The organism is Actinomadura rubrisoli, from assembly GCF_004349215.1.
Classification (GTDB): Bacteria; Actinomycetota; Actinomycetes; order Streptosporangiales; family Streptosporangiaceae; genus Spirillospora; species Spirillospora rubrisoli.
Map to the genome: position 1 here is coordinate 1 of NZ_SMKU01000140.1, position 23,402 is coordinate 23,402.

Annotated in this window: 21 protein-coding genes; 14 read left to right on the top strand and 7 right to left on the bottom strand. The window is 71.7% G+C overall.

What is annotated here, in order from left to right; genetic code table 11:
- Positions 1-243 precede the first annotated feature (243 nt).
- The 6 genes from E1298_RS24380 to E1298_RS24405 all read left to right on the top strand — a co-directional run bounded on the left by E1298_RS24380 (position 244) and on the right by E1298_RS24405 (position 7,385).
- Complete coding sequence (locus tag E1298_RS24380; protein ID WP_131897090.1) at positions 244-615, top strand: ComF family protein; 372 nt, start codon at positions 244-246, stop codon at positions 613-615.
- Between the two features lie 1,037 nt (positions 616-1,652).
- The gene (hpf, locus tag E1298_RS24385; protein ID WP_131897092.1) at positions 1,653-2,315 is read left to right on the top strand and encodes a ribosome hibernation-promoting factor, HPF/YfiA family; all 663 of its coding nucleotides are present in this window, start codon (positions 1,653-1,655) and stop codon (positions 2,313-2,315) included.
- A 1,189-nt stretch (positions 2,316-3,504) separates the two neighbouring features.
- Positions 3,505-4,272 carry a response regulator gene (locus E1298_RS24390; RefSeq protein WP_131897094.1) on the top strand — a complete coding sequence of 256 codons (768 nt, stop codon included), beginning with the start codon at positions 3,505-3,507 and terminating at the stop codon, positions 4,270-4,272.
- A 322-nt stretch (positions 4,273-4,594) separates the two neighbouring features.
- Positions 4,595-5,125, top strand: a complete 531-nt coding sequence (locus E1298_RS24395; RefSeq protein WP_131897096.1) for a sigma-70 family RNA polymerase sigma factor — start codon at positions 4,595-4,597, stop codon at positions 5,123-5,125.
- A complete protein-coding gene (locus E1298_RS24400; RefSeq protein WP_131897126.1) occupies positions 5,122-6,111 on the top strand; it encodes a maleylpyruvate isomerase family mycothiol-dependent enzyme in 990 nt (329 codons plus the stop codon). Before E1298_RS24395 ends, E1298_RS24400 begins: the two co-directional genes overlap by 4 nt.
- A 173-nt stretch (positions 6,112-6,284) precedes the next feature.
- Complete coding sequence (locus E1298_RS24405; protein ID WP_131897128.1) at positions 6,285-7,385, top strand: winged helix-turn-helix domain-containing protein; 1,101 nt, start codon at positions 6,285-6,287, stop codon at positions 7,383-7,385.
- A gap of 99 nt (positions 7,386-7,484) precedes the next feature.
- On the opposite strand, the gene E1298_RS24410 is transcribed toward E1298_RS24405, so the two are convergent.
- On the bottom strand, positions 7,485-7,823 hold the full coding sequence (locus E1298_RS24410; RefSeq protein ID WP_131897098.1) for an HGxxPAAW family protein: 339 nt from the start codon (positions 7,821-7,823) through the stop codon (positions 7,485-7,487).
- Positions 7,824-8,005: 182 nt separating this feature from the next.
- Between E1298_RS24410 and secA the strand changes: the two genes are divergently transcribed.
- A complete protein-coding gene (gene secA / locus E1298_RS24415; RefSeq protein WP_131897100.1) occupies positions 8,006-10,891 on the top strand; it encodes a preprotein translocase subunit SecA in 2,886 nt (961 codons plus the stop codon).
- 49 nt (positions 10,892-10,940) lie between these two features.
- On the opposite strand, the gene E1298_RS24420 is transcribed toward secA, so the two are convergent.
- The 4 genes from E1298_RS24420 to E1298_RS24435 form a co-directional block, all read right to left on the bottom strand.
- Entirely contained in the window at positions 10,941-11,327 is a 387-nt protein-coding gene (locus E1298_RS24420) for an Rv3235 family protein (protein WP_131897102.1), read from the bottom strand.
- Between the two features lie 378 nt (positions 11,328-11,705).
- Positions 11,706-13,082, bottom strand: a complete 1,377-nt coding sequence (locus tag E1298_RS24425) for a PTS transporter subunit EIIC (protein ID WP_131897104.1) — start codon at positions 13,080-13,082, stop codon at positions 11,706-11,708.
- Between the two features lie 24 nt (positions 13,083-13,106).
- On the bottom strand, positions 13,107-13,847 hold the full coding sequence (locus E1298_RS24430) for a GntR family transcriptional regulator (protein WP_131897106.1): 741 nt from the start codon (positions 13,845-13,847) through the stop codon (positions 13,107-13,109).
- Between the two features lie 204 nt (positions 13,848-14,051).
- Positions 14,052-15,383, bottom strand: a complete 1,332-nt coding sequence (locus E1298_RS24435; protein ID WP_131897108.1) for a PTS transporter subunit EIIC — start codon at positions 15,381-15,383, stop codon at positions 14,052-14,054.
- Between the two features lie 207 nt (positions 15,384-15,590).
- On the opposite strand from E1298_RS24435, the gene nagA reads away from it, so the two are divergent.
- The 7 genes from nagA to ptsP are packed head-to-tail and all read left to right on the top strand — an operon-like array spanning position 15,591 to position 21,141.
- Positions 15,591-16,721, top strand: coding sequence for an N-acetylglucosamine-6-phosphate deacetylase (nagA, locus tag E1298_RS24440; RefSeq protein ID WP_279499130.1), 1,131 nt, complete (start codon positions 15,591-15,593; stop codon positions 16,719-16,721).
- On the top strand, positions 16,718-17,758 hold the full coding sequence (locus tag E1298_RS24445) for an SIS domain-containing protein (RefSeq protein WP_131897112.1): 1,041 nt from the start codon (positions 16,718-16,720) through the stop codon (positions 17,756-17,758). Before nagA ends, E1298_RS24445 begins: the two co-directional genes overlap by 4 nt.
- A gap of 44 nt (positions 17,759-17,802) precedes the next feature.
- Entirely contained in the window at positions 17,803-18,036 is a 234-nt protein-coding gene (locus tag E1298_RS24450; protein ID WP_131897114.1) for a PTS sugar transporter subunit IIB, read from the top strand.
- Positions 18,037-18,053: 17 nt separating this feature from the next.
- Positions 18,054-18,503 carry a PTS sugar transporter subunit IIA gene (locus E1298_RS24455; protein WP_131897130.1) on the top strand — a complete coding sequence of 150 codons (450 nt, stop codon included), beginning with the start codon at positions 18,054-18,056 and terminating at the stop codon, positions 18,501-18,503.
- On the top strand, positions 18,494-19,162 hold the full coding sequence (locus tag E1298_RS24460; protein WP_131897116.1) for an HAD family hydrolase: 669 nt from the start codon (positions 18,494-18,496) through the stop codon (positions 19,160-19,162). Before E1298_RS24455 ends, E1298_RS24460 begins: the two co-directional genes overlap by 10 nt.
- 31 nt (positions 19,163-19,193) lie before the next feature.
- Complete coding sequence (locus tag E1298_RS24465) at positions 19,194-19,466, top strand: HPr family phosphocarrier protein (RefSeq protein ID WP_131897118.1); 273 nt, start codon at positions 19,194-19,196, stop codon at positions 19,464-19,466.
- A complete protein-coding gene (gene ptsP / locus E1298_RS24470; protein WP_131897120.1) occupies positions 19,459-21,141 on the top strand; it encodes a phosphoenolpyruvate--protein phosphotransferase in 1,683 nt (560 codons plus the stop codon). Before E1298_RS24465 ends, ptsP begins: the two co-directional genes overlap by 8 nt.
- A 5-nt stretch (positions 21,142-21,146) precedes the next feature.
- On the opposite strand, the gene E1298_RS24475 is transcribed toward ptsP, so the two are convergent.
- Both E1298_RS24475 and E1298_RS24480 read right to left on the bottom strand, forming a co-directional pair.
- Entirely contained in the window at positions 21,147-21,647 is a 501-nt protein-coding gene (locus tag E1298_RS24475) for a hypothetical protein (protein ID WP_131897122.1), read from the bottom strand.
- 58 nt (positions 21,648-21,705) lie between these two features.
- Positions 21,706-23,247, bottom strand: coding sequence for a glycoside hydrolase family 3 protein (locus E1298_RS24480; RefSeq protein WP_131897124.1), 1,542 nt, complete (start codon positions 23,245-23,247; stop codon positions 21,706-21,708).
- Between the last annotated feature and the right edge of the window lie 155 nt (positions 23,248-23,402).

The window sequence follows — 23,402 nt, forward strand, 5'->3', positions numbered from 1 at the left end:
CACCAGATCCACCCCCCAACAACCGCCCGCACCTCAAACTCACCCCCCGTCGCGTGGACGGTTGCTGCCTACGAGGGGACCGTCCGGACGATCCTGTCCGCCTACAAGGAACGCGGACGGACCGCTCTGGCCGACCCCCTTGGAGCGGCACTGGCGCGGGCCTTGCAAGCGGCCCTGAGAGCACGCACGGCAGCCTGGGATAGGCGTCCAGTGGGGCGGAGCCCGCCGCGTCAGGATGTGCTGGTGGTGCGCGTCCCGTCGGCGCCGGGAGCCGTACGGCGGCGGGGGCACGACCCGATGCGGGCGGCGATGGAGGTCGCTGTGCGGCTGCTGCGAGCCGATGGTGCGGTCGTAGTTGGAGCGGACGCGTTACGCCAGCGGCGACAGGTGGCCGACCAGGCCGGCCTCACGGCAAGGGAGCGCGCGGCGAACCTGGCCCACGCGCTCGAAGTCGATCCGCGAACGCACATCGCGGGCCGGCAGGCCGTGCTGGTGGACGACGTGATCACCACCGGCGCCTCGCTGACCGAAGCGACACGGGCCCTCCGAGCCGCCGGCGCCGAGGTGGTCGCCGCAGCCACGATCGCAGCGACCCCACTAAGGAAACCCCACTGAGCACCTGATAACGCGGAGCGGCGCCAGACGAGGCAGCGCTGCGCAGGTGATACCCGCCCCATAGGCCACGCCGCACAGGCCACGCCGCACAGGCCACGCCGCACAGGCCACGCCGCGCGGGTCACGCCGCGCGGGTCACGCCGCGCGGGTCACGCCGCGCGGGTCACGCCGCACAGGCCACGCCGCACAGGCCACGCCGCACAGGCCACGCCGCGCGGGTCACGCCCCGCGGGTCACGCCCCGCGGGTCACGCCGCGCGGGTCACGCCGCGCGGGTCACGCCGCGCAGGTCACGCCGCATGGGTCACGCCGCGCAGGTCACGCCGCATGGGCCGCGCCGCGCGGGCCACGCCGTACAGGCCGCGTAGAGCGGAGGCGCTGCCGCGCGGCGGTCGGTGGGGATGTGGCATCGCGCAGGCGGCGTCGCGAGGCGGGCGTAATCGGGGTCACACCACGTCATGAGAGGAGTAGAGATTTGCTCAAACTCACCCGCCGGTCAGAACGGCCTGACCGGTGAGTGACTCGTCGGCGCAACCCCCGTGGGTGCAGGGATTCACGGCTTGTGATGGACGTCGTGGAGGGGGCTCGGGACCCCGCTGCGGCGACGATCGATGACGGTCCGTGAGTTTTTCCTCCGTCCACCCCCCTGACATTCGTGGCGTAAGGGGTTAGCGTTCCTGACATGGCACCCGCCCGGGTCCGTGGTTGCGTTGGATCGCAGTGCTCGTCAGGAGCGCGGAAGACGATCCGGCTAGCCGATGCCAGGCGCAGGCGAAACGGCCCACGTAAGGCGACTTCTCGTCGACCGATCACGGTGCGCCTTAGAGGTAAGTCCTGCCCCGTCGAGGGATCCGACATCCTTCGAACCGGGAGAAGGGCAGTAGTGGCGAAAGCGCCGCGAGCCCCTCAGCAGGCGGATGTGGGGACGAAGACCAGGTCGGCCGGGCGGGTGCGACCCACCGTGCTGTGGTGCCCGTCCGGGGACGACAGGAGCCCCGGGCAGGGCGAGAAATCGCAACCGGGAGAAGGGGGGTCCGCGTGGACATCATCGTGAGAGGCCGGCACACCGAGGTCAACGACAGGTTCCGTCGGCACGTCGACAACAAGCTGGCCAAGATCGAACGGCTCGACAGCAAGGTCATGCGCGTGGATGTGGAGGTGTCCGAGGAACGCAACCCACGGCTCGCCGACCAGCGCGAACGAGTGGAGCTCACGATCCGCTCCCGTGGCCCGGTGATCCGGGCCGAGGCCGCGGCCGACGACCGCTACGGCGCCCTCGACCTGGCGCTGGACAAGCTCGAATCGCGACTGCGCCGCGACGGCGACCGGCGCAAGGCCCATGGCGGCAAGACCCGCGCGAAGATCGCCGCGATGGAACCGCTCCCTGAACCGCCGCCCGAACCCCAGAAGGCACCGCGGACGGCGACCGTCGTCGAGGACGAGTACGCACACGAACCCGCCGATCGCGAGACCCGCGCGGACGAGCACATCGTCCCGATCCCCATGGAGGGCGACGGCCCCATCGTCGTCCGCGAGAAGTTCCACAAGGCCGAGGCCATGGGCATTGAGCAGGCCCTTCTTGAGATGGAGCTCGTAGGGCACGACTTCTTTCTGTACCGCGACAAGGCCACGGGCCACCCCTCGGTCGTCTACCGGAGGAGAGGCTGGGACTACGGCGTGCTCAGGCTCGTCGAAGAGTGATGCCACACTTGCGTCACGTCACCGCCCGGAACGTGTAATGATCTGAAAAGGCGTATCAGCCGATCCGCGGACGCGGTGGTCCGGGGCGAGCGGGCACGGGTCGAGCCTGCGACAGCTCGGCCGGCTGTGCCGCGTCTCCGGCCTCCGCTCCGCGTCGGTGCCCGCCCGGAGCCGGCTCCGGGTCCCGCGCCTCATCCCGGGTGCCCCTCGGGATTTTGGCACTTCCATCCCGGGAACCTTCCGGGGACCCGTAGTAGTTGACCAAGGAGGAGATCCTGGACCCGAAGATTCCGGGGACTCTCCTCGCCCCCGCAAGCCCGCCCAAGGACGACCCGGACTCCATATGAATCACCCGAGGCGCCACTGGACGCGGTTTCCGGGCGATTCCGTACCCGGCAAGACCCCGGAGGTGAACCCGGACCCCGGCCGGCCCGTCCAAGGGCGAGCCGGTTTCCGCAAGGCTTCCGAACTAAGGCATGTGGCCCACGCACCGAGGGCGTCCCCGCCCAGCGCAAGGTCCCGGCCGTCCCCGAACCCCAACAAGACCTGTGGCGGGCCGGGAACAGCCAAGCCGCCGCAGAGACGCATCCTGAGCCTCATGAACCCCATGGGACGAACAGGACCCCGCAAGGCCGACCTCAACCCCGGAAGGCCGTCCCCGGGTGAACTCGGAACCGGTCAAGTCCCAGGGCGACCTGGGTAGCGCAAGGCCGACCGGGGAGCGATCCTGGGATCGGTGGTCCGTTCGCGAACTGGACCTCGCAAGATCCCGGGAACGAGTCGGGAACCGCAAGCCCGCTCTTGGGCGACTCGGGACCCGCAAGTTCCGGGACCCCCCGGAACGACACGACCGGCGCCGGGGCGAATCGGAACCGGCAAGGTTCCGGGGTGACCCGGTGCGGCACAACGGCAAGATCCGGTACCGGGGCCTACCCGGAACCGGCAGGATCCGGGGCGACCCGGGTACGGGAATGGCGATCCCAGGGGCGACCTTGGGAACGGCGAGATCCCGGGGAGACTCGGGTGCTGTTAGATCGGTCCGAGGGCGACCTCGGATCCCGGCGAGTTCCTTCGGGGACGATCTGGGAACCGCATGACCCGGGGGCGACCCCGGTACCGAACCCTCCGGTAAACCCAGAGCACCGACAGTGAAGGGGGGAAGCGGCGTCTCCTCCACGCCGCGACTCAGGTGAGCGAGAATCCCGAGGCTCGCGGCGCCGCGGCCGTACCCCGTCAGGCCGGCGCCGGTGCGACCTCCGCAGGACGGGAGGCGGCGGACCCGGCCGGAGCGGCCGATCCGATCCGCGTGCTCATCGTCGACGACCACGCGCTGTTCCGCCGGGGTCTGGAGATGGTCCTTCAGGGCGAGGACGACATCGAGGTCATCGGCGAGGGCGGCGACGGCCACGAGGCGGTCGAGATGGCGGGCGACCTGCTGCCCGACGTCGTGCTGATGGACATCAGGATGCCCCGCCGCAGCGGCATCGAGGCCTGCACGGCCATCAAGGACGCCGCGCCCAGCGCCAAGATCGTCATGCTGACCATCAGCGACGAGGAGGAGGATCTCTTCGAGGCGATCAAGGCGGGGGCCAGCGGCTACCTGCTGAAGGAGATCTCCATCGACGAGGTCCCGCAGGCCGTCCGCGCCGTCTACGGCGGGCAGTCCCTGATCAGCCCGTCGATGGCGTCCAAGCTGATCACCGAGTTCGCCGCGCTGGCCAAGCGTAGCGAGGAGCGCACCCAGCAGGTCCCCGCGCCCCGGCTGACCGAGCGCGAGATGGAGGTGCTCCGGCTCGTCGCGCGCGGCCTCGGCAACCGCGAGATCGCGCGGGAGCTGTTCATCTCGGAGAACACGGTGAAGAACCACGTCCGCAACATCCTGGAGAAACTCCAGCTCCACTCCCGGATGGAGGCGGTCGTCTACGCGGTGCGGGAGAAGCTCTTGGAGATCACTTGACGATCTTCATCCGGCACATCCCCTCATACGAAGCAGGGATGAGGCCGTCCCCCGCCCGCCTCCGGCCCGCCGGCCCTGAGCGCGTCCCGCGAGAACCGGCGGTCCGCCGCGAAGTGGGCGGGACGGCAGGAGTTGTTCGTCAGTGGCGCGAGCCAAGAACTCGGTGCGCTTGACCGGAGCACCGGCACGGCCCAAACCGTCCGAGGACGCCGATCCGACCCAGGAGCCTCCTTCTCAGGACGACCGAGAGCCGCAACCGGGTGAGGAGCCGGCGCTAGAAGGCCGTCCCCGGCGCGGGCGGCCCAGCGAGCGCGAAGAGCAAGTGTGGGCGCAGCGGCTCGCCGCAGGTGACGAGACGGTCCTGGACGAGCTGTACGGGGCGTACGCATCGCTGGTGTACGGGCTGGCGCTGCGGATCACGCGGAGCCGAGAGGCCGCCGAGGACGTCACCCAAGAGGTCTTCGGGTTCGTCTGGGAGCGTCCTCTGGCGTTCGACCCAGCGCGCGGGACGATGCGCTCGTTCCTCGGCGTGCTCGCGCACCGGAGGGCCGTGGAGGTGGTCCGGCGGGAGGAACGCCGAAGGCGGCTGCCTGAGCGGGCCCACGAGCCCGACGTGGTGGAGCCCCCCGACGACGCGGTGACGCACGCGGAGGTCACCGGGCACGTCCGGCGGGCGGTCGCCGCGTTGCCCGGGGTGCAGCGGGAAGTGATCGTGCTGGCCTATTTCAAGGAGCGCACGTACCGTCAGGTAGCGGCCGACCTGGGGCTGGCGGAGGGCACGGCGAAGTCGCGCATCAGGACCGCTCTGCGCCGCATCGCCGACACTCTGGCCGAAGAGGGGATCACACCATGAGGCCGGTGCACGAGCACGTCGCGTCGCTGCTCGGTGCCTGGGCGCTGGGTGCCTGTTCGGACGAGGAGACGCAACTGGTCATGGACCACCTCGCCCATTGCTCCGACTGCATGGAGGAATCGCTCCTGCTCGGTGGCGTCGCAGACCTGCTAGGAGGGACCACGCCGCGTTCCTCCCTCCGGGAACGGACTCTCACCAGCGCACGCGCCCGTCGCCCCGCAGCACCCTCCGTCCCGTACTACGCGGCGCCTTACGCGGCCCTGGTATCCATGCTGGACGGCCTCCTAGCCGAGTTGCCTATGTGCGACTGGTCGACCACCGTCATCTACGACTGGAACGTTCAGGACGTCCTGGCGCACCTGTCCGCCACGGATGCCCTTCTGCTCCAGCAGCTAGAGGCCGGCGCCCAGGACCTGGACGTAGACGCCCGGACGGCCCTCGAAATCGCACGCGAGCGGCGCAGGAAGCCCTCCGAGACACGGACGGCTTGGCGCGACCAAGCGGAAACCTTGTGCGTGCGCTTGGGCGAAGACAAGCGTGAGGACACGCAGGTGGTGAACCTCCGCTATCCGCTGCGCCTGAAGCACGCTGCCGTGGCCCGTGCATTCGAGACCTGGATCCACGCCCGCGACATCGCCTCGGCGACCGGCCGCTCGCTGCCCTCACCCCTGCCCGACCACTTGCACACCATCGCGAGCCTGGGCGTCCGTGCGCTCCCAGCAGCGCTGGAGCTGTACGAAGGACGCCCCGCGGACGGCGACAGCCTCCACATCGATCTGAGCGGCCCTGGAGGCGGCACCTGGGACCTCCCCCTCGGTCCCCAAGCCCCGCCAACGCCCACCGTGACTCTCGCACTCGACACCATGGACTTCTGCCTACTCGCCGCCGACCGCATCAAGCCCACCGAGGTCCAAGCCGAATTCGGCGGCGACACAGCCCTGGCCCGCCGCCTCCTAACAGCAGCATCGATCTTCGCAGGACCGTAACGGAACTGGGCGTAGGTATGTGCGGGGCGGGCGACCGGTGTTCCGTTTTTGTCGGTGTTGTGGCTTAGCATCGCCGCGTGGATGAGGTGGAGATCGGCGCGGATGAGGCACGGCGGCTTCAGTTGCGTGCGCAGGGGTTTTTGGGGGCGCGGCCTAAGGGTGGGGTGCCGGCCATGCTGGGGCGGCTCGGCGCCGTTCAGCTCGATACGATCTCGGTTCTGGCGCGTTCCCATGAGCTGGTGCCCTACGCCCGGCTCGGGGCCGTCGGGCGGGGGGCGATCCAGAGGGCCTACTGGGGCAACGGGACGTATGGGGCGTTCGAGTACTGGGCGCATGCGGCCTCGGTGATTCCGATGGCCGATTGGCCGTTGTTCGCATTTCGTCGCCGTGCGTACCTCCAGAGGGGGTGGCGTTGGCACAAAGTGCCCGAAGGGGTGTGCGATGAGATCCGCGCCAGGCTGCGGGCGGACGGTCCGCTGACCACCAAGGAGCTGGGCGGTGCCAAGGCCAGCGCCGACTGGTGGGACTGGAGCGACCACAAGATCGGGATCGAGTGGCTGCTGGATGTCGGTGAGGTCGTCTGCGTGGAGCGGGTGGGCTGGCGGCGCGTGTACGACCTGGCCGAACGGGCCGTCCCGCAGGAGTTGCTCTCCCAGGAGCCGGACGACGACGCCTGCCTGACGGCGCTCGTCGCACGGGCCGGGCAGGCCCTCGGCGTGGCCACCCGGGCGGATCTCGCCGACTACTACCGGGTCAAGAAGGATCAGGTCGACCGGGTGATCGGCGCGACGGGCCTGGTTCCGGCCAAGGTGGCGGGGTGGGAGCAGCCGGCATGGGCCGATCCGGGGGCGCTGGACGTGCCGCCGAAGGGCAGGCACAGCACCACGCTGCTGTCGCCGTTCGACTCGCTCGTGTGGGACCGGGCGCGCGCGTCGCGGGTGTTCGGGTTCGACCACCGGCTGGAGGCATACGTGCCCAAGGCCAAGCGGGTACACGGGTACTTCGCGATGCCCCTGCTGGCGGGCGGACGGTTGATCGGACGCGTTGACCCGGCTCGGGAGGGGCGCACGCTGATCGCGCGGCAGGTGACGTTCGAGCCGTGGGCCGTCCGGACCGCCGCGCGGGCCGAGTCGTCCGTGGCGGCGCTGAGCACGGCCCTGTGGCGCGCCGCCGGGTGGGTGGGCTGCGACGACGTCCGGGTGGAGCGGGTCGTCCCGGACGGGATCGATCCGGCTCTCATCGCGGCGGCCCTGCGGGACGGCGCCACCGGCTGACCCAGAAGTCCTCCTGCGGCCGACCGAAACCAGCGGTTGTGGCGCGCCGACAAGGGGCCTAAAGAATCAAGACGAGGGGCCCGAAGCGGGGGCTGAGGGTCAGCCGTGGGGGGTCTGCTGGGGGTCCGTCGCGACGGGACGGTCCAGAGCCTCGCCCTGCTTGCCGCCGCGGCGCTTGTCGGTCCGCGAGCCGAACAGGGAGTAGTCGACGATCTCGGGGATGACCCTCGGCGCGTCCACGACGACGTCGGAGAACAGGTGGACCAGGCCGCTGACGATCATGCCGACGACGATGATGGCGACGCCGGCCCAGAACATCACCCAGGCCGGGCCCAGGCAGACGGCGACGCCGCCGACGACGAAGCCGATGAAGATGATCGTGACGGCGACCCACGAACTCGGCCGGCCGGCGTGCGAACCGTGCGACTCTTCGGACATCGCGCCTCCCTCCTAAGCTGTCAGAGATCTTCTCCGGGACCCGCCGGGTCAAACGGAGCGCGCTGTGGATTGCGCTGCGGAGTGACCTAGACCATTCTGGGTCTCGCCTACGATGGGCATCGTACGTGTGGTGTGCGCGCCGCCAGGAGCGGTGAACCACGATCTGCAAGGAGCCTCCGAGAGTGCCGCCAGTCATCGATAAGATCCTTCGTGCGGGCGAAGGAAAAACTCTGCGCAAGCTCAAGAAGCTCGCGGATCAGGTCAGCTCGATCGAGGACGACTTCCTCGAGATGAGCGACGCCGACTTGCGCGAGCTGACCGACAAGTACCGGGAGCGCATCGCCGACGGCGAGTCCCTGGACGAGCTGCTCCCCGAAGCGTTCGCCACCGCGCGCGAGGCCGCCAAGCGCGTCCTCGGCCAGCGGCACTACGACGTGCAGGTCATGGGCGGCGCCGCGCTTCACCTCGGCAACATCGCCGAGATGAAGACCGGCGAGGGCAAGACGCTGACCTGTGTCCTTCCGGCGTACCTGAACGCGCTCACCGGCGAGGGCGTGCACGTGGTCACGGTGAACGACTACCTGGCCAAGCGCGACGCCGAGTGGATGGGCCGCGTTCACCAGTTCCTCGGCCTTGAGGTCGGCGTCATCCTCCCGCAGATGACCCCGGACGAGCGCCGAGCGGCCTACAACGCCGACATCACCTACGGCACGAACAACGAGTTCGGGTTCGACTACCTGCGCGACAACATGGCGTGGAGCCTGGAGGAGTGCGTCCAGCGCGGCCACAACTACGCGATCGTGGACGAGGTCGACTCGATCCTGATCGACGAGGCCAGGACGCCGCTGATCATCTCGGGTCCGGCCGAGCAGAACTCCAAGTGGTACTCGGAGTTCGCCAAGATCGTCCCGCGGCTGAAGCGGGCGGAGCTGATCAGCACCGCCGGGCAGGTCGACGAGTACGGCCCCGGCGACTACGAGGTCAACGAGAAGAAGCGCACGGTCGGCATCACCGAGGCCGGCGTGGAGAAGGTCGAGGACTGGCTCGGCATCGACAACCTCTACGACTCGGTCAACACGCCGCTGGTGAGCTTCCTCAACAACGCGCTGAAGGCCAAGGAGCTCTACAAGCGCGACAAGGACTACGTCGTCATGAACGGCGAGGTCCTGATCGTGGACGAGTTCACCGGCCGCATCCTCCATGGCCGCCGCTACAACGAGGGCATGCACCAGGCCATCGAGGCCAAGGAGGGCGTGGCGATCAAGGACGAGAACCAGACGCTCGCCACGATCACCCTGCAGAACTACTTCCGCCTCTACGGCAAGCTGTCCGGGATGACCGGCACGGCCGACACCGAGGCCGCGGAGTTCAACAAGACCTACAAGATCGGCGTCGTCCCGATCCCGACGAACAAGCCGATGATCCGCGACGACGTCGCGGACGTGGTCTACAAGACCGAGCAGGCGAAGTTCGAGGCGGTCGTCGACGACATCGCCGAGCGGCACGAGAAGGGCCAGCCCGTCCTGGTCGGCACCACGTCCGTGGAGAAGTCGGAGCGGCTGAGCAAGATGCTCAAGCGGCGCGGCATCCCGCACCAGGTGCTGAACGCCAAGCACCACGAGCAGGAGTCGGCGATCGTCGCCGAGGCGGGCCGCAAGGGCGGCGTCACCGTCGCGACGAACATGGCGGGACGCGGCACCGACATCATGCTCGGCGGCAACCCCGACTTCCGCGCCGACCTGGAGCTGCACCAGCGCGGGTTGAACCCGCTGGAGACGCCCGACGAGTACGAGGCCGCCTGGCCCGAGGCGCTCGACAAGGCCAAGGAGGCCGTCAAGGGCGAGCACGAGGAGGTCGTCGAGGCCGGCGGGCTCTACGTCCTCGCCACCGAGCGGCACGAGTCGCGGCGCATCGACAACCAGCTGCGCGGACGGTCCGGCCGCCAGGGCGACCCGGGCGAGTCGCGGTTCTACCTCTCCCTTGAGGACGACCTGATGCGGCTGTTCAACAGCGCCCGCGTCGAGTCGATCATGACCCGGCTGAACATCCCGGACGACGTGCCGATCGAGTCCAAGATCGTCTCCAATGCGATCAGGTCGGCGCAGAGCCAGGTCGAGCAGCAGAACTTCGAGATGCGCAAGAACGTCTTGAAGTACGACGAGGTCCTCAACCGGCAGCGCAAGGTCATCTACGCCGAGCGCCGCAAGGTGCTCGAAGGCGAGGACCTGCACGAGCAGGTCCGCCGGATGATCGACGAGGTCGTCCACGGCTACGTCGCGGGCGCCACCGGCGAGGGCTTCGCCGAGGACTGGGACCTCGACAAGCTCTGGAAGGCGTTCAAGCAGCTCTACCCGATCTCCCTCACGGTGGACGAGCTGGTCGAGGAGGAGGGCGGCGGCGACATCTCCGGCCTGGACGCCGAGACGCTCGCCACGCGCATCCGCGAGGACGCCCAGGCCTCCTACGACAAGCGCGAGGAGGAACTCGGCGCGGAGGTCATGCGCGAGCTGGAGCGCCGCGTCGTCCTGTCGGTCCTGGACCGCAAGTGGCGCGAGCACCTCTACGAGATGGACTACCTCCAGGAGGGCATCGGCCTGCGGGCCATGGCGCAGCGCGACCCGCTGGTGGAGTACCAGCGCGAGGGCTACGACATGTTCAACGCGATGCTGGACGGCATCAAGGAGGAGTCGGTCGGCTACCTGTTCAACCTCGAAGTCGAGGTCGAGGAGCAGCCGGAGGCCCCGGCGGTCGGCGCCAAGCCCGTCTCGGTCGCCAAGACGGCCCCCGCGACCGACACCGAGGAGGCGGCCGCCGAGGACGCCGTCGACACGCCCGAGGACGAGGAGCCGGCCGACGAGGCCCCGGCGATCAAGGCCAAGGGCCTCGACAAGCCCCAGCGTCCGAAGAAGCTGGAGTACTCCGCCCCGACCATCGACGGTGAGGGCGGCGTCGAGCACCACAGCGAGGAGAACGACGACCCGTACGCGGGCGCGAACCGCAACGACCCGTGCCCCTGCGGCTCGGGCAAGAAGTTCAAGCGCTGCCACGGAGACCCGCGCAACAAGTAAGGCTCCACGCGGAAGCGGCCCCCCGGAGCTCCGGGGGGCCGCTTCCGCGTCACGAGGCCGTGGTCTCCAGGGCGGTGCAGCGCCACTGGCCCCGCAGTTGCTCGAATCGCAAGGCGACCGCGTGGGCCCGTCCGTCCACGATCACGACGGCGCCCGCCTCGGCGGCTCCCGGCGCGGGCCGCTGGAGCCAGCTCGCCACCACCTGCGGCGGGGCGACGCGTCCAGGTGACACCGGTCCCGGGCGCCGCCGTCCCAGCTCCCGGCACACCGCCGGTACGGCCAGCTGCGACAGCTGATGCGCGGCCCGCGCCCCCGTGAGCACCTCGACGACGAGCCGGACGGTGGCCTCGGCGCGGGCCGACAACTCCGTCTCAACGGTCTCCCCGGGCCGGACGAGCCGCAGTGGGCTCGGCGTCCGCGCGGGCGCCGCGGGCACCGGAACACGTCCGAGTGCCAGCGCGCCGTCCGTCCAACCGGCAGAGGCGCCGCGCGCCCCGCGCGATGGCACGGGCCGGATTCCCCGGGACGGCTCATCGGCAGACTTAGGGCTGTATCGGACGATCCGGACGGCAGGCGAAGGTGCAGGTCGTCGGCTCATGGGGCCTCCTTGGTTCGAGTCGCAACAAAGAGGCTTGGGAGCCGGCGAAAGTACATCCCTGACCACATACGGACACCCTCGGCGACACCCGCCGGAGGCGCCCGGGCATGGGGCGGCGGCGGGGCGCTGGGCGCCCCGCCGCCGCGGGTGGGTCCCGGGGAGGGATCAGGGAGGCCCCGGGACTCGGGTGGAACGTGGGCGGACCTCAGGGGAGGGTCAGCCGCCGGCCGGGGTTTCCTGGGTTTCGGCGGCGCCCTTGCGGCCCCTCTTCGGCTTGTCTCCGCCCGCCAGCTCCGGGTTGGAGTCCGGGTCGGCGGCGACGGATTCCTCGCCCTCGGGTTCGCGTCCCGGGGTCGCGAAGTCGAACTTCACGATCAGGAATTTGAAGACGAAGTAGTAGACGAAGAAGTAGACGATGCCGAGGCCGACGATGAGCCACAGCTCCTTGGTGTTGTCCTTGGAGGCGTTCAGCAGCATGTCGATGCCGCCCGCGGAGAAGCCGAAGCCGAGCTGGGCGCCGGCGGCCTCCAGGAGCGCCATCGAGATGCCCGTCAGGACGACGTGCACCGCGTACAGGACGGGCGCGACGAACATGAAGGCGAACTCGATCGGCTCGGTGACGCCGGTGATGAACGCGGTGAGCGCGGCGGAGATCATGATGCCGCCGACCGCGGGGCGGCGGTGCGGGGGAGCGGCGCGCCAGATGGCGAGGGCGGCGCCGGGCAGGCCGAACATCAGGACGGGGAAGAACCCGGCGAGGAAGCCGCCCGCGTTGGGGTCGCCGGCCAGGTAGCGGTTGATCTCGCCGTGGACGACGCCGTCGGAGCCCTTGTAGTCGCCGAACACGAACCAGATGAGGGAGTTCGGGATGTGGTGCAGGCCGAAGGGCAGCAGGAGCCGGTTGATGACGCCGTAGACGCCGGCGCCGAGCGCGCCCGCGCCGGTGATCCAGTCGCCGAAGTCGGTGAGCCAGTTGCCGAAGACGGGCCAGATGAACCCGATGAGGACGCCGAGGCCGAGGGCGGCGACGGCGGTGATGATCGGGACGAACCGGCGGCCGCCGAAGAAGGCCAGGTAGGTGGGCAGCTTCACCCGGTAGAAGCGCTGGTAGAGCAGCGCGGTGACGACGCCGATGAGGATGCCGCCGAGGACGTCGGTGGGGTTCTTGACCGCGAAGTCGATGACCTCGGTGGGCGCGCCGTCCTTCATCTTGGTGATGAGCACGGTGCCCTTGAGCTCGTCGCTGTGCGAGAACATGATCTTGGAGACCTGGTCGAAGACCAGGTAGCCGACCACGGCGGCGAGGGCGGTGGAACCGTCGGCCTTCTTCGCGAAGCCGATCGCGACGCCGACCGCGAACAGCAGGGGCAGGTGGTCGAACAGGGCCTGGCCCGCGCCGCCCACGACCTCGGCGACGCGGATCCAGCCGAGGCCGTCCGCGCCGAGCATGTCCTTCTGGCCGAAGCGGAGCAGGAGGGCGGCGGCGGGCAGGACGGCGATCGGCAGCATGAGGCTGCGGCCGATGCGCTGGAGCACCGCGAGGGCGCTCGACCCTCGCCGCGGCGCGGCGGCGTCCACGGTTGTCGAAGTCATCGGGGGGTTCCTCCTCAGGGGGATTCAGGAGTGCGGCGGGGGGTTTCCGAGGGCCGTGTGGATCTGGTAGCGGTCCGCCCTGTAGGTCGACACGCCCAGCTCGGCGCATACACCTCCGGTGTAGGAACGGCGTTGCAGGAGCAGCACGGCACTGCCGCGCGGGATGTGCAGGTGCCTGGCGTCGGCGGCGTCGGCCAGGGTGGCGTCGATGGTCTGGTCGCCGGCGTCGAAGACGAGCCCGTAGACCGCTTCGAGGACGCCGTACAGGGAGCGGTCGGCGAGCCGGCGGTCGAGCAGGTCGGGGGCGAGCGAGGCCAGGAGGTGGGATCGTTCCAGGGCCATCGGCTCGCCGTCGGCGGTCCGGAGGCGTTCGAGGATGTGGATCTCGGTGCCCGGCTCGACCTCGAAGATGCGGGCCAGGCGCGCGTCGGCGGGGACGGTCCGCCGGTCCAGGTCGATCGCGCCGGGGCGCAGGCCGCGGCTGAGCATGTCCTCGGTGAACGAGACGAGCCGCAGCGGCATCTCGATCTTGGGCCGGGCGACGAAGGTGCCCTTGCCCGGGACGCGGTAGAGCCGTCCCTCCGACACGAGCTGGTCGACGCCCTGCCGGACGGTCATGCGCGACAGTTCGTACCGGACGCACAGCTCGCGCTCCGAGGGGATCGGTGCGTCGACGGGCAGCTCGGCACTCTCGATCAGATCGAGGAGGATGGCGCGGAGCTGGAAGTACTTCGGTACCGGGCTGTGCGGATCGATGCTCGTCACGGGGGTCCTCGATGGCCGGGGTCCGGATCGATGGGTTCGATGGATTCGCAGGATTTCGAAGGAATTAGAGCGGATCGGCTTGGTTCGTACTGGTCTAGGCCGGACTAGACCACATCAACGAAAGTCATGTCAATGCACAGATGCATAACGACGGCGTCACCTCCAGCGGCCCTCAAGATCGACTGAATTCGCAGGTCAGGGAGCCTATGTGGCCCGCTCGGGAGGCACGTCCGGCGCGGACTCGGGCGGCATGTCCTCCTCCGGCTCCCGACCCGGGGTGGGCAGGTCGAACCTCTTGATCACAAAGGTGAAGACGGCGTAGTAGAGGAAGAAGTAGACCACTCCCATCGCGACGACCAGCCAGAGATGCCGGGTATTGCTCTTGGTCGCGTTCAGCAGCATGTCGATCAGCCCGGCGGAGAAGCTGAACCCGAGCTGCGCGTCCGCCGCCGCGAGGACGTACATCGAGACGCCGGTCAGCACGACGTGGATGCCGTAGAGCAGCGGCGCGACGAACATGAACGAGAACTCGATCGGCTCGGTCACCCCGCAGACGAACGCGGTGAGCGCCGCCGAGATCATCAGGCCGCCGACCGCGCCGCGGCGGTGCGGGGCGGCGCACCGCCAGATCGCCAGGGCCGCGCCCGGCAGGCCGAACATCAGGACGGGGAAGAACCCGGCGAGGAACCTGCCCGCGTGCGGGTCGCCGGCCAGGTACCGGTTGATCTCGCCGTGGACGGCGCCGTCCGGCCCGTCGTAGGTGCCGAACACGAACCAGATCAGCGAGTTCAGGATGTGGTGCAGGCCGAACGGGAGCAGCAGGCGGTTCGCGACGCCGTAGACGCCGGCCCCGGCGGCGCCCGCCCCGGTGATCCAGTCGCCGAAGTCGTCGATCCAGCCGCCGAGCGTCGGCCACACGAGGCCGAAGACGACGCCGAGCACGAGCGCCGCGCCCGCCGAGACGATCGGGACGAACCGGCGGCCGCCGAAGAAGGCCAGCCAGGACGGCAGCTTGATCCGGTAGAAGCGCTGGTAGAGCAGGGCGACCATGAGCCCGACGACGATGCCGCCGAGGACCTGGGTGGGGTTCTTCAGCCCGTACCCGATGGTCTCCTTGACGGAGCCGTCCTCCTGCCGCACCATCTCGACGACGGTGCCCTTGAGCTCGCTGCTGTGGGAGAACATCACCTTCGACACCCGGTCGAAGACGAGGTAGGCCGCGACGGCGGCGAGCCCGGTGGACCCGTCGGCCTTCTTCGCGAACCCGATGGCGACGCCGACGGCGAACAGGATCGCGAGGTTGTCGAGCAGCGCGCCGCCCGCCGCGGCGAAGACCTCGGCGATGCGGTCCCAGCCGAGCCCGTCCACGCCGAGCAGGTCGTCCTGCCCGAGGCGGAGCAGGATCCCCGCCGCGGGCAGGACGGCGATCGGGAGCATCAGGCTGCGGCCGATGCGCTGGAGCACCGCGAACGTGGACGACCAGGCGCGGCGGGCGCCGCCGGGCCCGCCGTCGGCCTCGGCGGCCATGGAACTCATGAGCGGATGACCTCCCCCGAATGGACACCGAATGGACCCGATCCCGGACGAGTTCGGGCCGACGTCTTCGCTCCCTCCGATTGGTGGGATATGGTGCGTACTGGTCTAGTCCGGACTAGACCAGTTCGCCCCGGGAGCAACGACCAGCGATCGACGCGTCACGGAGAGTGCGCACTCATGGCATCACTACTGATCACGGCCAACAGGATGATCACTACCCCCGCCGATGGTCCTACCCGCGTACTCTCCCCGGGATTCGTCCGAGCGGAGAACGGCGTGATCGCCGAGGTCGGCGAGGGCCGTCCGCCCGGCACGCCCGACGCCGACCTCCCGGACGGGCTGCTCGCGCCCGGCCTCGTCGACCTCCAGGTGAACGGCTTCTACGGCTACGACATGGTGGACGCCGACGAGGAGGGCTGGCGCACCGTCGTGTCCCGCCTCCCCGAGACCGGCGTGACCTCGTTCCTGCCCACCTTCATCACCGCGCCCGTGGCGACGCAGGCCGAGGCGCTGCGCCACGCGCGCGGCCTCCTGCCGGGCCTGCCCGCCGGCAGCAAGGTCCTGGGCGTCCACCTGGAGGGGCCGTTCCTGTCGGAGAAGCGCAAGGGCGCGCACAACGCCGCCTTCCTCACCGACCCGACGCCCGAGGCGGTCGCCGCGCTGCTGGAGACGGGCCTGGTCAAGCTCGTCACGCTCGCGCCCGAGCGGAACGGCGCGCTGGAGGCGATCCGGACGCTGACCGAGGCCGGAGTGCTCGTCAGCGTCGGCCACAGCGACGCCACCGCCGCGCAGGTCGCCGCCGCCGCCGACGCGGGCGCCCGCAAGGTCACCCACATCTTCAACGCGCAGTCCGGTGTGCACCACCGCGATCCGGGCGTCGCCGTGCAGGCGCTCATCGACCCGCGGCTGAGCCCCGGGCTGATCCTCGACCTGCACCACGTCGCGGCCGCCGCGGCGGAGCTGGTGTTCCGCGCCGCGCCCGGACGGGTCGTGCTCGTCACCGACGCCGCCTCGTCCGCCGGCATGCCGCCCGGCACCTACGTGCTCGGCGGCGAGCCCATCACGATGCCGGAGGAGGGCCCGCCGCTGCGCGCCGACGGCACCCTCGCCGGCTCGGGCCTGCGGCTGGACGACGCCGTCGGCAACGCCGTCCGGATCGGTATCGACCCCGTGACGGCGGTGGACGCCGCGACCCGCGTGCCCGCCGACCTGATCGGCCGCGCCGACATCGGCCGCATCGCGCCCGGCGCCGCCGCCGACCTGGTCTGGCTCGGCCCGGACCACCGCGCGCTTGCGACCTGGATCAACGGGCAGGAAGTCTTCGGAGGGGGATCATGACCAGTCTGATGCGCGCCGAGATCGGCGAGCAGCCGGAGGCGCTGCGCCGCACCATCGGCGAGTTGCTGCCGCGCACGCCCGACATCGCGGCGCTCGCCCGCGAGACCCGGCAGGTGCTGTTCATCGCGCGCGGCTCGTCCGACAACGCCGCGGTCTACGGGCGCTACCTGGTCGAGTCGCACGCCGGACGGCTCGCGACGCTGGCCGCGCCGTCCATCGCGACGACCTACCGGCGGCGGCTGGACCTGTCCGGCGTGCTCGCCGTGGCGATCAGCCAGTCCGGCAAGACCGAGGAGATCGTCGAGACCCTCGACTGGGCCGCCGACTGCGGTGCCCGCACGGTCGCGGTCACCAACGGCGCCGGCTCGCCGCTGGCCGAGGCCGCCGAGGTCGCGCTGGTGACCGACGCGGGCGCGGAGATCGCCGTCCCGGCCACCAAGACCTACACCACGCAGCTCGCCGCGCTGTCGGTGCTCGGGCTCGGGCTCGGCGCCGACGTCGCCGCGGACGACCTGCGCCGCGCCCCGGACGAGGTGGCGCGGATGATCGCGCTGACCGAGGCGTCCGCGGCGCTGCCCGAGATCGTCGAGCAGCTCGCGCGGGTCCCCGGCACCGTGGTGTCCGGCCGCGGGATCGCGTTCGGCACCGCGCTGGAGCTGGCGCTGAAGATCAAGGAGGCGTGCTACCTGCACGCCATGGGCCTGTCGTACGCCGACCTTCTGCACGGCCCGATCGCCGTCGTGGACGCCCAGACGCCCGCGCTGCTCGTGGCCGCCGACTCCGGCCCGACGCTCGCCGGGACGGTCGCCCTGGCGCGCCGCGTCGAGAGCGCGGGCGCCCACGCGTTCGGCGTCGGCGGCGGCCCCGGGCTGGCCGAGGCGTGCTCGGCCGCGCTGCCCGGTCCCGGCCTGCCCGAATGGGTGGCGCCGCTGGGGCTCATCGTCCCCGGGCAGATCCTGGTCGAGAACCTGGCCCGACGGCTCGGCATCGACCCCGACGTACCGCGCGGCCTGAACAAGGTCACTCAAACAGACTGAGCCACGCAGACTGAGTCACCTCCGACCCGAGGAAAGAGAAGCACATGGACAAGGCCGAGGCCATCGTCGCCGCGCTGGGCGGCGCCGGCAACATCGTCGAGATCGAGCCCTGCGCCACCCGGCTGCGCACCGAGGTCTCCGACGCGGGCAAGGTCGACGAGGCGGGGCTGAAGGCCGCCGGCGCGTTCGGCGTCATGCGCAGCGGCACCGTCGTGCAGGTCGTCGTGGGCCCCGAGGCCGACACCCTCGCCAGCGACATCGAGGACATCCTCGAGTGATGGAAGGGACTCTCGCGATGACCCGAGTGCTGTCCCCGGTCACCGGCCGGGTGGTCGGGCTGGCCGGCGTCCCCGACCCGGTGTTCGCGCAGGCCATGGTCGGGCCTGGCACCGCCGTCGACCCCGAGCGCGGCCCCGGCCGGGCGATCGCCCCGGTCACCGGGAAGATCGTCAAGCTGCATCCGCACGCGTACGTCGTGGTGGACGCCGAGGGGCACGGCGTGCTCGTGCACCTCGGCATCGACACCGTCAAGCTCAAGGGCGAGGGCTTCGAGCTGCTCGCCGCCGAGGGCGACGAGGTGACCGCCGGGCAGCCGGTGATCGCCTGGAACCCCTCCGTGATCGAGGCGGGCGGCCGCTCGCCGATCTGCGCGGTCGTCGCGCTGGACGCCGGCGACGGCGCCCTGTCGGACGTGGCGGAGTCGGGCGAGGTGACGAAGGGGGCCGAGCTGTTCACATGGAGCTGATCGCACTGAGGGCGGCGGTGTTCGACCTCGACGGCACCCTGATCGATACCGAGCCGCGCAACCGCGTCATGTGGGCGCGGCTGTTCGCCGCGTACGACGTCCCCTGCGACGACGAGCTGATCGCCTCGTTCGCGGGCCGCCGGGGGCAGGATGTGCTGGCCGGCCTGGCCCACCTGTTCCCCGGGCGGACGGCCGAGGAGCTGTTCGAGCAGGCCGTCTCCTACGAGACGCTGCCCGGCATGCCGGCCGACGTCCCGGTCCCCGGCGCCGTCGACCTGATCCGGGCGCTGGCGAAGGCCGGCGTCCCGCTGGCCGTGGTGACCTCCGGGCTCCGCCCGTACGCCGAGCGCCTGCTGGACGGGCTGGGCGTCCGCGACCTGATGGACCTCATCGTCACCGGCGGGGACGTCGTCACCGGCAAGCCGCACCCGGAGGGGTACCTGGCCGCGGCGCGCGATCTGGACGTGCCGCCGGAGGGGGCGGTCGCGTTCGAGGACGCCCCCGCCGGTGTGGCCGCCGTCAAGGCCGCGGGTATGACCTGCGTCGGCGTCACCACCACGCAGCCGGTGGGGGCGCTGGCCGAGGCCGACCACGTGGTGGCCGATCTCAAGGAAGTGGACGTCGTGCCGGGCCCCGCGTTGCGGGTGCGCGGCCTGTAGCGGCCCTAGCGGCCCTTATGAGGAGCAATCTGTGAGCGAGCGCAAGGTCAAGATCGAGTCCAGGGTGGGGCTGCACGCGCGGCCGGCCGCGCTGTTCGTCCAGGCCGCGGCCAAGGCCCCGGGAGAGGTCACCGTGGCCAAGCGCGGGGGCTCGCCCGTGAACGCCAAGAGCATCCTCGCGGTGCTCGGCCTGGACGCGCGGCACGGGGAGGAGATCGTCATCTCCGCCGAGGGGGACGGCGCGGACGCGCTGCTCGACGGCCTGGAGGCCCTGCTGTCGACGCCGGAGCCCGAAGGTGCCTGAGATCCTGCGGGGCGCGGGCGTCAGCCCCGGGACCGGGTACGGCCCGGTGCGGACCATCGCCGGAGCCGTCCCCGAGCCGCCCGCCGGGGCCGAGCACGGCGGCGACGCGGCGGCCGAGCGCGAGACGGCCCTCGCGGCGCTGGACGCCGTCGCCGCCGACCTGGAGTCCCGGGGCGCCCGCGCGGCCGAGACCGGCAATAAGGACGGGCAGGACGTGCTGAACGCCCAGGCGATGATGGCCCGCGACCCGGGCCTGGCCGACGGCGTCCAGGCCAAGATCGAGGAGGGGACGGCCGCCGCCCGCGCCGTCTTCGAGGCGTTCGGCGTCTACCGGGAGATGCTCGCCGGGGCGGGGGAGTACCTCGCCGCCCGGGTCACCGACCTCGACGACGTCCGCGACCGCGCGGTCGCGCGGCTGCTCGGCCTGCCGATGCCGGGCGTGCCCGCCTCGGACGAGCCGTTCGTGCTGGTCGCCCGCGACCTGGCGCCCGCCGACACGGCCGTGCTCGACCCCGCCCAGGTGGTCGCGTTCGTGACCGAGGAGGGCGGCCCCACCAGCCACACCGCGATCATCGCTCGGACGATGGGCGTGCCCGCCGTCGTGGCCCTCCCGGGTGCCACCGGGATCGCGGACGGGACGCCCGTCCTGGTGGACGGCACCGCCGGGACGGTGCGGCCCGACCCGTCCGAGGACGAGGTCGCCGCAGCGCACGCCGCGTCCGCCGCCCGCGCATCGGCCCTGGAGGTGTCCACGGGGCCCGGGACGACCCGGGACGGCCACGCCGTCCCGCTGCTGGCCAACATCGGCGGCCCCAAGGACATCGAGGCCGCGCTGGCCGCGGGCGCGGAGGGCGTCGGGTTGTACCGCACCGAGTTCCTCTTCCTCGACCGCTCGACGCCGCCGTCGGACGCCGAGCAGGAGGAGGCGTACCGCGAGGTCCTGGAGGCGTTCCCCGAGGGCCGCGTGGTCGTCCGGACGCTGGACGCCGGCGCCGACAAGCCGCTCGCCTTCCTGCCCGCGCCCGGCGAGGAGCCCAACCCCGCGCTCGGCGAGCGCGGGCTGCGGATGATGCGCCGCCACCCGGACGTCCTGGCCGCCCAGCTCGGCGCGCTGGCCCGCGCCGCCGCGGGACGGACCGCCAAGCTGCAGGTGATGGCCCCGATGGTGACGGACGCGGCGGAGGCCGCCGGGTTCGCCGCGGCGTGCCGCGAGGCGGGGATCGAGCACCCCGGCGTGATGATCGAGGTGCCCGCCGCCGCCCTGCGCGCGGACGACCTCGCGTCCGAGGTGGAGTTCTTCAGCATCGGCACCAACGACCTCACGCAGTACGCCTGCGCGGCCGACCGGCAGGTCGGCGGGCTGGCGCACCTCCAGGACCCGTGGCAGCCCGCCGTCCTGGACCTGGTCGCGCCCGCGGCCGGCGCCGGGATCCCGTGCGGCGTCTGCGGCGAGGCGGCCGGCGACCCGGTGCTCGCCTGCGTCCTGGTCGGCCTCGGCGTGACGTCGCTGTCGATGAGCGCGCCGTCCCTGCCGCTGGTGCGGGCCGCGCTCGTCCGGCACACGCTGGACGAGTGCCGCCAGGCCGCGGCGGCCGCCCGTGCCGCCCGCTCGGCCGAGCAGGCCCGCACGGCCGCCCGCGCCCACCTGCCCGCCCTCGCCACACTGGGCCTCTAACCCGGTCACATGGTGATGAGCCAGCGCCCGCCGGTCTTGCGGAGGGTGAAGCGGGCGGCGAGGAGGCCGCCCGGACGGGCCGGCTCGCCCCGCCACTTGAGGTCCTCGAAGCGGACGGTGTAGTCGCCGTCGCCGGGACCGTCCTCGGCGACGGGGACGGTCACGCCGCGCAGCGCGGCGATGTCCGGCGGGCGGAGCCTCGCGCGGGCCTGGCGGAGGCCGGAGCGGCACCGGCCCGGCCCGCCGAACGCGGCGCGCTCGAAGGCGGGCGCCAGGTGGGCGCAGACCCGGACGTTCCCGGCGGCGACACCGTGCAGGAACCGGTACAGCACCAGCCGCGCCGCGAGGCTCTGCTCCGGAGGCGTGTCGGAGGTGCCGGCCAGCCGGGAGTCGACCGGCTCCGGCGTGAGCGGCGGCATCGTGATCTCGTTGCCGCCGCATGCGCTCAGCGACGCCAGGACCAGCACGACCGGCAGGGCCGCGGCTGCCGGAGACGAGACCTGCACGGGGACCTCCTGGGGACGCGAAGGCGCGCCGATCTTCCCAGGCCGGGGGGCTCCGCGTCTATCTGTAGCCGAGCCCGTACCCGACGGGCCTGCCGCCGGCCGGAACGGGCAGCCGCCCCACCGGCCGCACCGTGCCCGCCAGCACCCTGGCCAGCGCGCCGACCGAGACCGCGCCGGAGGAGTAGGTGGCGAGCGCTCCCGCGGCGCCCGCTGCGGCGTTGAGGTCGTAGGGGCGGCCGAGCGCGGCCACCACGACCGGCTTCGGGCCGAGCGCCCGGACCCGGGCGGCCGTGGCGGACCCGGCGTTGAGGGTGGTCAGCACGGTCACGTCGGCCGCGCCGGGCGCCGCGATCCGCACGCCCTGGCCGCGCAGCGCGGCGCCGAGCGCGGTGCTGCCAGGGCCGGTGACGGCCACCTTCCTGCCCTTGAGCGGCAGCACGCCGCGATCGTTGCGGACGAGCGTGACCGCGTGCTCGGCGACCTGCCGCGCCGTCGCCCGGTGCGCGGGCGTGCCGATCGCGCCGCCGGCCTTGGCCGGGTCCACGCGCGTGCCCGCGAACAGGCCGCGCCGCTGCTTGAGCGAGACGATCCGCGTGACCGACTCGTCCAGCCGCCGCTCGGGGATCCTGCCGGAGCGGACGGCCTTGCGCACCGCGTTGTAGGCGCGGGGCAGGTCGGGCGGCATGAGCAGCTGGTCGGCGCCCGCGCCGATCGCCCGCACCGGGACGGCCGCGTCGCCGTACTTGCGGCGGGCTCCCGCCATCTCCAGCGAGTCGGTGACGATGACGCCCTTGTAGCCGAGCGTGCCGCGCAGCAGCCCGGTCAGGACCGTCCGGGACAGGGTGGACGGGTCGCCCGACCGATCCAGCTTCGGCACCACGATGTGCGCGCTCATGACGGCGTCCACGCCCGCCGCTATGGCCGCCTTGAACGGGGGAGCGTCGAGCCGCTCCCACGTCCCACGCGAGTGCGTGATCACCGGCAGGCCGGTGTGGCTGTCGGTGGCGGTGTCGCCGTGCCCCGGGAAGTGCTTGGCCGTGGCGGCGACCCCGGCGGCCTGGTACCCGCCGATGGCCTGGGTCAGCATCGCCGAGACGCGGGACGGGTCGGCGCCGAACGAGCGCAGGCCGATCACCGGGTTGCCCGGGTTGACGTTCACGTCCGCGACGGGTGCGAAGTCCTGGTTGATGCCGATCGCGCGCAGCTCCGCGCCGGTGACCCGCGCCGCCGCCCGCGCGTCCGCCGGACGGTTGGTCGCACCGAGCGCCATGTTCCCCGGGAACCGGGTCAGGAACGGCGTGCGCGAGACGATGCCCTGCTCCTCGTCCACCCCGAGCAGGAGCGGGACCTTGGACGCCTTCTGCAGCGCGTTGGACTGCGCCGCCGCCCGCCTCGGCGAGCCCATGTTGCCGGGGAAGTAGATCAGCCCGCCCACGTGGTACCGCTTGATGATCGACAGGGCGTCCGCGCGGCTGGAGAAGGCGGGCACGAACAGCTGGCCGACCTTCTCGTCCAGGCTCATCTTCGCGACGTAGCCGGGGATCCACGCCTCCGGGGCCGCACCCGTCGCGGGTGCCTTGGCGCCGGGCGAGCCGGGCATGCCGGACCCGGCGGACGGCCCGGGCCCGCCGCGTTGTAGGCGCGGGGCAGGTCGGGCGGCATGAGCAGCTGGTCGGCGCCCGCGCCGATCGCCCGCACCGGGACGGCCGCGTCGCCGTACTTGCGGCGGGCTCCCGCCATCTCCAGCGAGTCGGT